Source organism: Streptomyces sp. JJ66 (assembly GCF_019303495.1).
In the GTDB taxonomy this organism is placed as follows: Bacteria; Actinomycetota; Actinomycetes; order Streptomycetales; family Streptomycetaceae; genus Streptomyces.
In genome coordinates this window covers 122,711-134,117 of the sequence record NZ_JAEVFI010000003.1, presented here as the reverse complement: position 1 = coordinate 134,117, position 11,407 = coordinate 122,711, and the positions used below count along the sequence as shown (strand labels likewise).

14 protein-coding genes and 1 tRNA gene are annotated in these 11,407 nt (G+C 72.8%); 11 read left to right on the top strand and 4 right to left on the bottom strand.

Annotated elements, in window-relative coordinates:
* Positions 1-62, top strand: a tRNA-Glu gene (locus tag JJV70_RS04145).
* Positions 63-233: 171 nt separating this feature from the next.
* Here JJV70_RS04145 and ndgR read toward each other — a convergent pair.
* Positions 234-956 carry an IclR family transcriptional regulator NdgR gene (gene ndgR, locus JJV70_RS04140; protein ID WP_219046303.1) on the bottom strand — a complete coding sequence of 241 codons (723 nt, stop codon included), beginning with the start codon at positions 954-956 and terminating at the stop codon, positions 234-236.
* 151 nt (positions 957-1,107) lie between these two features.
* Here ndgR and leuC point away from each other — a divergent pair, with 151 nt between their 5' ends.
* The 5 genes from leuC (at position 1,108) to JJV70_RS04115 (ending at position 4,742) form a co-directional block, all read left to right on the top strand.
* On the top strand, positions 1,108-2,541 hold the full coding sequence (gene leuC, locus JJV70_RS04135) for a 3-isopropylmalate dehydratase large subunit (RefSeq protein WP_219046302.1): 1,434 nt from the start codon (positions 1,108-1,110) through the stop codon (positions 2,539-2,541).
* A gap of 4 nt (positions 2,542-2,545) precedes the next feature.
* Positions 2,546-3,139 (top strand): 3-isopropylmalate dehydratase small subunit, encoded by a 594-nt coding sequence (leuD, locus tag JJV70_RS04130; RefSeq protein WP_219046301.1) that lies wholly within the window; start codon positions 2,546-2,548, stop codon positions 3,137-3,139.
* 264 nt (positions 3,140-3,403) lie between these two features.
* Complete coding sequence (locus tag JJV70_RS04125) at positions 3,404-3,628, top strand: hypothetical protein (protein WP_219046300.1); 225 nt, start codon at positions 3,404-3,406, stop codon at positions 3,626-3,628.
* 125 nt (positions 3,629-3,753) lie between these two features.
* Positions 3,754-4,386 (top strand): HU family DNA-binding protein, encoded by a 633-nt coding sequence (locus JJV70_RS04120; RefSeq protein ID WP_219046299.1) that lies wholly within the window; start codon positions 3,754-3,756, stop codon positions 4,384-4,386.
* Positions 4,387-4,538: 152 nt separating this feature from the next.
* Positions 4,539-4,742 carry a hypothetical protein gene (locus JJV70_RS04115; protein WP_219046298.1) on the top strand — a complete coding sequence of 68 codons (204 nt, stop codon included), beginning with the start codon at positions 4,539-4,541 and terminating at the stop codon, positions 4,740-4,742.
* Here the strand turns inward: JJV70_RS04115 and cofC are convergent.
* Positions 4,714-5,373, bottom strand: coding sequence for a 2-phospho-L-lactate guanylyltransferase (gene cofC / locus JJV70_RS04110; protein WP_219046297.1), 660 nt, complete (start codon positions 5,371-5,373; stop codon positions 4,714-4,716). The genes JJV70_RS04115 and cofC overlap by 29 nt on opposite strands.
* A gap of 187 nt (positions 5,374-5,560) precedes the next feature.
* Here cofC and JJV70_RS04105 point away from each other — a divergent pair, with 187 nt between their 5' ends.
* From JJV70_RS04105 to JJV70_RS04095, 3 genes are all read left to right on the top strand, one after another.
* Positions 5,561-6,463, top strand: a complete 903-nt coding sequence (locus tag JJV70_RS04105; RefSeq protein WP_219046296.1) for a 1-acyl-sn-glycerol-3-phosphate acyltransferase — start codon at positions 5,561-5,563, stop codon at positions 6,461-6,463.
* Complete coding sequence (locus JJV70_RS04100) at positions 6,460-7,461, top strand: NAD(P)H-dependent glycerol-3-phosphate dehydrogenase (protein ID WP_219046295.1); 1,002 nt, start codon at positions 6,460-6,462, stop codon at positions 7,459-7,461. The genes JJV70_RS04105 and JJV70_RS04100 overlap by 4 nt, the downstream gene beginning before the upstream one ends.
* A gap of 83 nt (positions 7,462-7,544) precedes the next feature.
* Positions 7,545-8,699: a D-alanine--D-alanine ligase family protein gene (locus tag JJV70_RS04095; RefSeq protein WP_219046294.1), complete on the top strand. Its 1,155-nt coding sequence runs from the start codon at positions 7,545-7,547 to the stop codon at positions 8,697-8,699.
* Between the two features lie 80 nt (positions 8,700-8,779).
* Here JJV70_RS04095 and JJV70_RS04090 read toward each other — a convergent pair whose 3' ends face one another.
* Both JJV70_RS04090 and JJV70_RS04085 read right to left on the bottom strand, forming a co-directional pair.
* Positions 8,780-9,265: a DUF3515 domain-containing protein gene (locus JJV70_RS04090; RefSeq protein ID WP_219046293.1), complete on the bottom strand. Its 486-nt coding sequence runs from the start codon at positions 9,263-9,265 to the stop codon at positions 8,780-8,782.
* 19 nt (positions 9,266-9,284) lie between these two features.
* Positions 9,285-9,518: an Lrp/AsnC family transcriptional regulator gene (locus JJV70_RS04085; protein WP_219046318.1), complete on the bottom strand. Its 234-nt coding sequence runs from the start codon at positions 9,516-9,518 to the stop codon at positions 9,285-9,287.
* 99 nt (positions 9,519-9,617) lie between these two features.
* On the opposite strand from JJV70_RS04085, the gene JJV70_RS04080 reads away from it, so the two are divergent.
* Entirely contained in the window at positions 9,618-10,610 is a 993-nt protein-coding gene (locus JJV70_RS04080; protein WP_219046292.1) for a thiamine-phosphate kinase, read from the top strand.
* Positions 10,607-11,395 carry a bifunctional hydroxymethylpyrimidine kinase/phosphomethylpyrimidine kinase gene (thiD, locus tag JJV70_RS04075; protein WP_219046291.1) on the top strand — a complete coding sequence of 263 codons (789 nt, stop codon included), beginning with the start codon at positions 10,607-10,609 and terminating at the stop codon, positions 11,393-11,395. Before JJV70_RS04080 ends, thiD begins: the two co-directional genes overlap by 4 nt.
* The last annotated feature ends 12 nt before the right edge of the window (positions 11,396-11,407 follow it).

The following is an 11,407-nucleotide window of genomic DNA, read 5'->3' as shown; positions in this document are numbered from 1 at the left end:
TGTGTAGCGGCCTAGCACGCCGCCCTCTCAAGGCGGTAGCGCCGGTTCGAATCCGGTCGGGGGTACTCGATCGCCAAGCCCCGCACCAGCAGGTGCGGGGCTTTCGCGTGGCGGGACCAGCACGCAGCCCGCCCCGGGGCCGCACGCGCCGGGGCGGCCCCGGAGAGCGGCCGGTGCGGCCACGGGGACGGGACGCGGGCGCGGTGCGGCGCCGGGCGGGGCGGGCGGCGGGGTCAGCGCCGCAGGGATTCCGAGAGCCGGTTCGCGGCGTCCACGATGGCCTGGGCGTGCATCCGCCCCGGGTGCCGGGTCAGCCGCTCGATCGGTCCGGATACCGAGACGGCGGCCACCACCCGGTTGGACGGGCCGCGCACCGGCGCCGAGACGGAGGCCACACCCGGCTCGCGTTCCCCGACCGACTGCGCCCAGCCGCGCCGTCGTACCCCGGACAGCGCGGTAGCCGTGAAGCGGGCCCCCTGGAGGCCGCGGTGCAGCCGCTCGGGCTCCTCCCAGGCCATGAGGATCTGAGCCGCCGACCCCGCCTTCATCGGCAGCGTGGAGCCGACGGGCACGGTGTCGCGCAGCCCCGACAGCCGCTCGGCCGCGGCCACGCAGATGCGCATGTCGCCCTGGCGCCGGTAGAGCTGCGCGCTCTCGCCGGTGATGTCGCGCAGATGTGTCAGTACCGGGCCCGCCGAGGCCAGCAGGCGGTCCTCTCCGGCCGCCGCCGCCAGCTCGGACAGCCGCGGCCCGAGTATGAACCGGCCCTGCATGTCCCGGGCCACGAAGCGGTGGTGCTCCAGAGCCACCGCGAGCCGGTGCGCCGTGGGGCGCGCCAGCCCGGTCGCGCCCACCAGCCCGGCGAGCGTGGCCGGACCGGACTCCAGAGCGCTCAGTACCAGAGCTGCCTTGTCGAGAACGCCCACACCACTTGAGGCGCCACTAGAGTTGTCCATGCGTCGATACTCGCGTCTCACATTACGAAACGCAAGTTCATTATGGTGCGGAACCCGCCACGCTGGGGTAACGGCCGGCACCCGGGGACGCGAAGGGTGCGGCGAAGGTCTCTACACGTGGTCGGCGGCGCGGCCGGCCGGAGGGATAGCGATGGGACGGACACTCGCGGAGAAGGTCTGGGACGACCATGTCGTCCGGCGTGCTGAGGGAGAGCCCGACCTGCTCTACATCGACCTGCACCTGCTGCACGAGGTCACCAGCCCGCAGGCCTTCGACGGGCTGCGCAAGACCGGCCGGCCGGTGCGCCGCACGGACCTCACCATCGCCACCGAGGACCACAACACCCCCACCCTCGACATCGACAAGCCCATCGCGGACCCGGTCTCGCGCACCCAGCTGGAGACGCTGCGGGGGAACTGCGCCGACTTCGGGGTGCGGCTGCACCCGCTGGGCGACGTCGAACAGGGCGTCGTGCACGTCGTCGGCCCCCAGCTGGGCCTGACGCAGCCGGGCATGACGGTGGTCTGCGGTGACAGCCACACCTCCACGCACGGCGCGTTCGGCGCGCTGGCGTTCGGCATCGGCACCAGCCAGGTCGAACACGTCCTGGCCACCCAGACGCTGCCGCTGGCCCCGTTCAGGACCATGGCGATCACCGTCAACGGGGAGCTGCCTAACGACGTCACCGCCAAGGACCTGATCCTCGCCGTGATCGCGAAGATCGGCACCGGCGGCGGCCAGGGCTATGTGCTGGAGTACCGCGGCGAGGCCATCGAGAAGCTGTCGATGGAGGCGCGGATGACCATCTGCAACATGTCCATCGAAGCGGGTGCCCGCGCGGGCATGATCGCCCCGGACGAGACGACGTTCGCCTACGTCAAGGACCGGCCGCACGCTCCGCAGGGCGCCGACTGGGACGCCGCGGTGGCGTACTGGCGCACCCTGCGCACCGACGCCGACGCCGTCTTCGACCACGAGGTGGTCATCGAGGCCGCTGAGCTGGCCCCGTTCGTCACCTGGGGCACCAACCCCGGGCAGGGCGCCCCGCTGTCGGCCGCCGTGCCCGAGCCCGCCTCCTTCGCCGACCCCAGCGAGCGGTACGCGGCGCAGAAGGCACTGGAGTACATGGGCCTGTCCGCCGGGCAGCCGCTGCGCGAGGTCAGCGTGGACACCGTGTTCGTCGGCTCCTGCACCAACGGCCGTATCGAGGACCTGCGCTCGGCCGCCGCCGTGCTGGAGGGCCGCCAGGTCGCCGAGGGGGTGCGCATGCTGGTCGTTCCCGGCTCGGTACGGGTGGCGCTGCAAGCCGTGGAGGAGGGCCTGGACAAGGTGTTCACCGCAGCGGGCGCCGAATGGCGGCACGCGGGCTGCTCGATGTGCCTGGGCATGAACCCCGACCAGCTGGCCCCGGGTGAGCGCGCGGCGTCCACCTCTAACCGCAACTTCGAGGGCCGCCAGGGCAAGGGCGGACGCACCCACCTGGTCTCGCCGCAGGTGGCCGCGGCCACCGCGGTGCTGGGCCACCTGGCCTCGCCCGCCGACCTGTCCGACGTCGCCGACCACGCCGTGCCCGCGGGAGTCTGAAACCATGGAAGCCTTCACCACGCACACCGGCCGGGCCGTTCCGCTGCGCCGCAGCAACGTGGACACCGACCAGATCATCCCCGCCCACTGGCTGAAGAAGGTCACCCGGGACGGTTTCGAGGACGGTCTGTTCGAAGCCTGGCGCAAGGACGAGACGTTCGTCCTCAACCAGCCCGAGCGGCAGGGCGCCACCGTGCTGGTCGCGGGCCCGGACTTCGGCACCGGCTCCTCCCGGGAGCACGCCGTGTGGGCGCTGCAGAACTACGGCTTCAAGGCCGTGATCTCCTCCCGCTTCGCCGACATCTTCCGGGGCAACTCCTTGAAGAACGGCCTGCTCACGGTCGTCCTGCCGCAGCCGGAGGTGGACCGGCTGTGGGAGCTGACCGAGGCGGACCCGGCCGCCGAGGTCACCGTCGATCTGGTGGCGCGCACGGTGCTCGCCCCCGGCGTCGAGGCCGCCTTCGAGCTGGACGAGAACGCCCGCTGGCGGCTGCTGGAGGGGCTGGACGACATCAGCATCACGCTCCAGAACGACGACGCCATCGCCCAGTACGAGGCGGGGCGCCCGGCGTTCAAGCCGCGCACCCAGGCGGCCTGACCCAACCCCTGAGCCACCTCTGAGCCCGCGACCGCCGGTTCGCCCCGGTGGCCCCGTTCGCACCAACGCAGTGCCCCCGTTTTCCGCCAGCGGGGGCACTGCGTTTTCCGTGCCGACGGGCGTCCAGGGCGACGCGAATCGGGCCGGTTGACGCGCCAGTTGGCTGGAAAGGTACGCTATGTGGCTGGAACCGCGCTGGTGGGTCCGGGTGACGCGTTGGTGCCTCCTGAGGCGACAACTCCCCCCAGATGGCACAATCGGTGCATGGAAGGCGACGACGAACTGGCTCTGTACGGTCTCGTCGCCGACCGGCTGAAGGAAGCGCACGCCAAGGTGCGCGCACTGCAAGTCCCGGCGGGCGAACGGGAGGCGCTCACCCGGAAGCTGCTGGTCATCACGGCTGCGGCGAAGCACGACCTGGCCTCGGCGGCGCAGCGGCTCGAACGGCTGATGGAGGAGATCGACGGTCGCCGCTTCCCTTCTGCGTGACCGGCAGACTCGTTGCGGCACAAGGGTGATTAGCCCGTTTCGTGTTTGATTTGCGGTATATATCTGCCTACCGTGCGAAAAAGCTTGAACACATTCGTTCCGGCAATGCCTCCGAAGGGGAAGACGTGAACAAGGCGCAGCTCGTGGAAGCAATCCAGGACAAGCTGGGCGGCCGCCAACAGGCCGCCGACGCGGTCGATCACGTACTGGATGCGATTGTCCGCACGGTGTGTGCGGGTGAGCGCGTCTCGGTCACGGGTTTCGGCTCGTTCGAGAAGGTCGAGCGGCCTGCCCGCTACGCCCGCAACCCGCAGACGGGCGAGCGGGTGCGGGTCAAGAAGACGGCCGTGCCGCGCTTCCGCGCCGGCCAGGGCTTCAAGGACCTGGTGAGCGGGGCCAAGAAGCTCCCCAAGAACGACGTCGCCGTGAAGAAGGCGCCCAAGGGCAGCCTCTCGGGCGGAACGGCCACGAAGAAGGCCACCACCAAGAAGGCCGCGACGAAGAAGGCGGCGGCCAAGAAGACCACCGCCAAGAAGGCCGCACCGGCGAAGACGGCGGCGAAGAAGTCCGCGGCGAAGAAGTCGGCACCGGCGAAGGCGGCGGCCAAGAAGGCCACCGGCGGGCAGACCAAGAAGGCCGCCACCAAGAAGGCCACCGCCAAGAAGGCCCCGGCCAAGAAGAGCACCGCCAAGAAGGCGCCAGCCCGCAAGACCAGCGCCCGTAAGACCGCCACCAAGAAGACCGCACGCAACCGGTGACCCCGTCCGGCCCGCGCACGCACGCCACCGGCGCCGTGCCGCAGCCGGCGACCGTCGTCCCCGCAGCCGGGCCGGGCCCCTCCTCGGAGCCCGGCCCGCGGCCGTGCGGGCCACCGCGCCGGGCGTACCGGGCAGGTCGTAGGCTCTGAGCCATGCAGGCCACCGCGTACACCTACGACCCGCAGACCCGCACCGGCAGTGTGCTCCTCGACGACGGCACGCCCGTGCCCTTTGACGCCGCCGCCTTCGACGCGGGCGGCCTGCTCCTCCTGCGCCCCGGGCAGCGGGTGCGCGTCGAGACCAGCGGCGAGGACGACGCCCGCCGCGTCACGCTGGTAACGCTGCTGACACTCTGAGCGTGCGGCGGCCCAGCCCCAGTGCCCGCGCCGCCTGAAGATCGGCGCCGGTGTCCACGTCCCGGCGCACGCTGTCCACTCCGGCGCGGGTGATTTCCCGCGCGCCGGACGCCAGGTGACGGCGCCGGGATTCCCCGCCGAAAGCGGGCGACAATTCCCGGCCGGGAGCGGCTGAGAGGAATGTCGTACCGATACCCGCCGCATCCGGCAGAAAAGCCCGCGGAAATTCCGCCGCCGTGGCCAGTACCCGCCCCAGTTCCGCTGGCCGCAGGGCCGGCAGATCGGCGTTCAGCGCCGCGAGAGCCGCCCGGGGACGTCCCGAGCGCACCGCCGCGGCCCCATGGACGAGTGCCGGGTTCAGCCCCCGGTCCGGAACGTCGGCCACTACCCGCGCCCCGAGCGCCGCCAGGTCCCGCCCGGCTCGCGGATCGCTGGTGACAACCACCACATCGCGTACCGCCGCACACGCCAGCGCGGCGGTCACCGTGTCCAGGGCGAACGCCAGCGCCAGGCGCGGACGCAGCACCTCACCCGAGGTCGCGGACAGCCTGCTCTTGGCCCGCGCCAACGGCTTCAGCGGCACGATCAGGGACCAGGTGGCATCCGCACCCGCGCTCGTCTCACCCAGCATCGCCGCCCATTCTCCCCCGGGTCACAGGCCGGGGTTACGGTGTCCTCGACAGCGCCGCCGCCCAGGGCCACACTTGTGCGGTTGTCCCCGGCGTCCGGCAGTGCGTCCCGTCGGCAGGCCCTGCCCGGGGCCGTGCGCACAGCGGGGAAGCAGGCCGAGAGCAGCAGCAAGAGGAGATGGTGTCCCGGTGTCCCGCCGAAAGATCGGGTTCTGGTACCGCTTGGCGGCGGTCATCGCGAAACCGCTGCTCATCACCTTTTTCCAGCGCGACTGGCGTGGCACGGAAAACATTCCGGCCGAGGGCGGATTCATCGTCGCGGTGAACCACAACTCCTATCTTGACCCGCTGTCCTACGCCCATTACCAGTACAACACCGGACGCGTGCCGCGCTTCCTGGCCAAGAACAGCCTTTTCGGCTCCGGGTTCGTCGGCGCCGTCATGCGCGGCACCGGCCAGATCCCCGTCTACCGGGAATCGACCGACGCCGTGGGCGCGTTCCGGGCGGCGGTGGACGCCGTGGGCCGGGGCGAGTGTGTCGCCTTCTACCCCGAGGGCACCCTCACCCGCGACCCGGACCTGTGGCCGATGGAGGGCAAGACCGGTGCCGCCCGCGTCGCGCTGCTCACCAAGGCCCCGGTCATCCCGGTCGCGCAGTGGGGCGCGCACGAGGCCGTCCCGCCGTACGCCACGTCCCGGCGGGTACGCCTCTTCCCGCGCAAGACCCTGCGCGTGCAGGCCGGACCACCGGTTGACCTGGACCGCTTCTACGGCCAGGAGCCCACCAGCGAGGTGCTGCGCGCCGTGACCGACGCGATCATGGACGCGGTGACCGCCCAGCTCGCCGACCTCCGTGGCGAACCGGCGCCCGCCGAGCGCTACAACCCCCGCAAGGCGGCCGCCCGCGCCAAGCGCCGCGCAGGGCTGCGGTCAGGCGCCGGACCGGCCCGGCCGGACGCCGGATCGGCCCGCTCGGACGCCGGTGCGGCACGCTCGGACGCTGGACCGGCCCGCTCGGACGCCGGTGCGGCGCGCCCGCAGACGGCTGCCGGGGGACCGGCCGCACCGGCCACCGAGGGGGAGAACGCGTGACCAAGGCCGCCGTCTTCGGTACCGGTTCCTGGGGAACCGCCTTCGGCATGGTGCTCGCCGACGCGGGCTGCGAGGTGACGCTGTGGGGGCGCCGCCCCGACCTGGCCGACGCCGTCAACACCACGCACGCCAACCCCGACTACCTCCCCGGCGTCGAACTCCCGGCCACCGTGCGTGCCACCACCGACCCGGCCGAGGCCGCGCGCGACGCGGAGTTCACCGTCCTGGCCGTCCCCTCGCAGACGCTGCGCGCCAACCTGGCGCACTGGACGCCGCTGCTGGCCCCCGGCACCGTCCTGGTCTCGCTGATGAAGGGCGTCGAACTGGGCAGCACCAAGCGCATGAGCGAGGTGATCCAGGAGGTGACCGGCGCCGGTCTGGAGCGCGTCGCGGTGCTCTCCGGGCCCAACCTCGCCAAGGAGATCGCCGCCCGGGCCCCCGCCGCCTCGGTGGTGGCCTGCGCCGACGAACAGGTCGCGCGGCGCCTGCAGAAGGCGTGCCACACCCCCTACTTCCGGCCCTACACCAATACCGACGTGGTGGGCTGCGAACTCGGCGGCGCGGTCAAGAACGTCATCGGCCTCGCGGTGGGCATCGCCGACGGCATGGGTCTTGGCGACAACGCCAAGGCGTCCCTGATCACCCGTGGCCTCGCGGAGACGGCCCGGCTGGGCGCGGCGCTGGGCGCGGACGCCGCCACCTTCGCCGGACTGGCCGGAATGGGCGACCTGGTGGCCACCTGCTCCTCACCGCTGTCCCGCAACCACACCTTTGGCACCAACCTCGGCCGCGGCATGACCCTGGAGGAGACCATCGCCGTCACCCGGCAGACGGCCGAGGGCGTGAAGTCCTGCCAGTCCGTGCTCGACCTCGCCCGGCGCCACGGGGTGGAGATGCCCATCACCGAGACGGTCGTGAGCATCGTGCACGAGGGCAAGCCGCCGCTGGTGGCGCTCAAGGAGCTGATGGCCCGCAGCGCCAAGGCCGAGGGCAGCTGAACCAGTGCCGCCGAAGGGCGGCCACGGCCCAAGTGGGGGGCGGTGACTCCACCCCGCCCCGCACAGCCGGTAATCTCAGCGCGATGAGCACGCCTAAGACTCCCAGCACCGCCGCCCGCCCGCCGCGCAAGCCGCGCGTCGCCGTCGTCTTCGGCGGGCGCAGCTCCGAACACGGCATCTCGGTCCTCACCGCGGGCGCGGTGCTGCGCGCGATCGACCGCGACAAGTACGACGTGCTGCCCATCGGCATTACCGCCGACGGCCGCTGGGCCCTCACCGCCGACGCCCCCGAGCGCATGACCCTCACCGGCCGCGAGCTGCCCGATGTCCAGGCGCTGACCGAGCAGCCCGGCGGCGTCCTGCTCCCGGTGGACCCCGGCAGCCGCGAGGTCGTCTACACCGAGCCGGGTGTGGTGCCCAAGGCGCTGGGCGAGGTGGACGTCGTCTTCCCGGTGCTGCACGGCCCCTACGGCGAGGACGGCACCCTGCAGGGCCTGTTGGAGCTGTCCGGCGTGCCGTACGTGGGCTCCGGCGTGCTGGCCTCGGCGGTCGGCATGGACAAGGAGTACATGAAGCGCGTCTTCAGCTCCTTCGGCCTGCCCGTCGGCCCGTACACCGTGATCCGCCCCCGCGAGTGGGAGCGGGACCAGGCCGCCGCCCGCAAGAAGGTCGCCGACTTCGCCGCCGACCACGGCTGGCCGGTCTTCGTCAAGCCCGCGCGCGCCGGGTCCTCCCTGGGCATCTCCAAGGTGGACGACCTCACCGGCCTGGACGCGGCGATCGAGGAGGCCCGCCGCCACGACCCCAAGATCATCGTCGAGTCGACGCTGGTGGGACGGGAGATCGAGTGCGGCGTGCTGGAGTTCGGTGACGGAGCCCAGGCCAGCGTCCCGGCCGAGATCCCGCCCGTCTCCAGCCACGCGTTCTACGACTTCGAAGCCAAGTACATCGACTCCGCCACCGGCATCGTCCCCGCCCCCCTGACCGAGGAGCAGACGGCCGAGGTCCGGCGCCTGGCCGTGCTCGCCTTCGAGGCCGCCGCCTGCGAGGGTCTGGTCCGCGCCGACTTCTTCCTGCTGGCCAGCGGTGAGTTCGTCATCAACGAGATCAACACGATGCCGGGTTTCACACCGATCTCGATGTACCCGCGCATGTGGCAGGAGACGGGCGTCTCCTACCCCGAACTGGTGGACCGCCTCCTCCAGGCAGCCCTTCACCGCCCCACCGGCCTGCGCTGACGCCGCCCGAGTGCGCCCTGACCGGCCCCGCGCGACGGTGGCTGCCCGCCCCGTCGGCGGGGGACGGTACGGGCGGGGCGTTACCGCTCGGCGGGGACCGACCGGCGCAGGGGCCCGGCCAGCTCCGGGAGCGCGTTGACCTCCGGCGCGTACGCCGTGGGAACCGTCACCTCGACGAACGCCTCGCGGCCGATCGTCGTGAAGCGGTAGCCGTCTTCCCGCCGCTCCAGGAGCCACTCGACATCGTTGACGACGACAGCGTCCGCCGTGGGGTTGTAGTGTTCACTCCCGGGCGTCAGCAGCTCGGGGCGGTCCACACCGCACCGCAGCGCGATGCCGGGGTCCCCCCAGACGGCGGTGTACGGCGAGGTCGGCGAGGCCGGGACGCGCTCCTGGCCGTTCACCCGCTGGGGCAGCGCCCCGGCGAGTTGCCGGCAGTGTCCGGCGGCGGCTCCGGAAGGGCTGGGCACGGCCGGGCCGGACGCCGGGCCGGAGCAGGCGACGGCCACCAGAGCACCGGCCCCGGTCAGCGCGAGCGCGGGAACGGCGCGGGCAAGACGACTCACGCCGTGAGCATACGGGGGGCTAGAGGTGGACGACCGGGCAGGTCAGGGTGCGGGTGATGCCTTCCACGCGCTGCACCTCGGCCACCACCAGCCGGCCGAGTTCGTCCACCGTCTCGGCCTGCGCGCGCACGATCACGTCGTAGGGCCCGGTCACGTCGTCGGCCTGGATGACACCGGGCAGTTCGGAGATCACCGAGGCGACGGTCGAGGCCTTGCCGACCTCGGTCTGGATCAGGATGTACGCCTGTACCACGACAACCTCCAGGGCGGCTTCGAGGATCATGGAGTGGGAGGGGACGCCACGGTACCGCGTCGCCCCCACCAGCGGCGAGCATTGCGAAGGGGCTGAAGGATGCTGAGTACCAGCGGAGGGGACACGCCGACGGGCGGGACCGTTGGAGAGCTGGGGGAGTTCGGGCTGATCCGGGAGCTGACCTCCCGGGTCACCGCCACCCCCGCCGTGCGCATCGGCCCCGGGGACGACGCCGCCGTGGTCAGCGCCCCGGACCGCCGGGTGGTCGCGACCACGGACCTGCTGCTGGAGGGGCGGCACTTCCGCCGCGACTGGTCCACCGCCTACGACGTCGGCCGCAAGGCCGCAGCGCAGAACCTGGCCGACGTCGCCGCCATGGGCGCCGCCCCCACCGCGCTGCTGCTGGGCCTGGTGGTACCCGCCGAGCTGCCCGCGACGTGGCCCGCCGAGCTGATGGACGGCCTGCGGGACGAGAGCCAGGTGGCCGGGGCCGCCGTCGTCGGCGGTGACGTCGTGCGCGGGGAGACGATCACGGTCGCCATCACCGCGCTCGGGGACCTGCAAGGCCGCGAGCCCGTCACGCGCGGGGGCGCGCATCCCGGCGACGTGGTGGCGGTCACCGGATGGCTGGGCTGGTCTGCGGCGGGGTGGGCGCTCCTCCAGCGGGGCTTCCGCTCGCCGCGGGCCTTCGTGGAGGCGCACCGCCGTCCCGAGCCGCCGTACCACGCCGGTCCCGCCGCCGCCGGGCTCGGGGCCACCGCCATGACCGACGTCAGCGACGGCCTGGTCGCCGACCTCGGGCACCTCGCGGCGGCCAGCAAGGTGCGCATCGACCTGCGTACCGAGGCGTTCGACATCCCCGCCCAGATGCACGACATCGGCCAGGCCGTCGGCGTGGACCCGATGCGGTGGGTGCTCACCGGTGGTGAGGATCACGCGCTCGTGGCGACGTTCCCGCCCGGCCGCAAGCTGCCCGCCCGCTGGCGCGTCGTGGGGGAGGTGCTGCACCCGGCGGCCGAGCCCCGCGTCACGGTGGACAGCGCCCCCTGGCGGGCCGCCAGCGGCTGGGACCACTTCCAGGGAGACGCATGACCGCGCCCGTACGCGTACTGACCGTCGCCGGATCGGACTCCGGCGGCGGCGCCGGTATCCAGGCCGATCTCAAGACCATGCTGGCGCTCGGCACTCACGGCATGAGCGTGCTGACCGCCGTCACCGCGCAGAACTCGCTCGGCGTGCAGGGTGCCTGGGAGCTGCCCGCCGACGCGGTGCGCGCCCAGTTCCGCAGCGTGGTGGACGACATCGGCGTGCAGGCCGTCAAGACCGGCATGCTGGCCTCCGCCGAGCTGGTGTCCACCGTCGCCGAGCTGCTGGCGGGCGTGGACGTGCCCGTCGTCGTAGACCCCGTCGGCGTCTCCAAGCACGGCGACTCCCTGCTGGCCACCGCCGCGCTGGACGCCGTGCGCACCGAACTCCTGCCCCGTGCCACGGTGGCCACCCCCAACCTGGACGAGGTGGCGCAGCTGACCGGCGTCCACGTCACCGGTGAGCGCGAGCTGCGCGCGGCGGCCGACGCGGTGCTCGCGTACGGGCCGCGCTGGGCGCTGATCAAGGGCGGCCACCTGCCCGGTGAGGCGACGGACCTGCTCACCGACGGCACCGACGAGCACTGGCTGCGCGCACCTCGGCACCCGAACGAGCACACCCACGGCACCGGCTGCACGCTGGCGAGCGCCATCGCCGCCGAGCTGGCCAAGGGCGCGGGCGTGCCGGACGCGGTGGGCGCCGCGAAGGACTACGTCACCGGAGCCATCGCCGCGGGCTTCGCCCTGGGCGCGGGCATCGGCCCCGTGGACCACGCCTGGCGCCTGCGCTGACGGGCCCCGGGC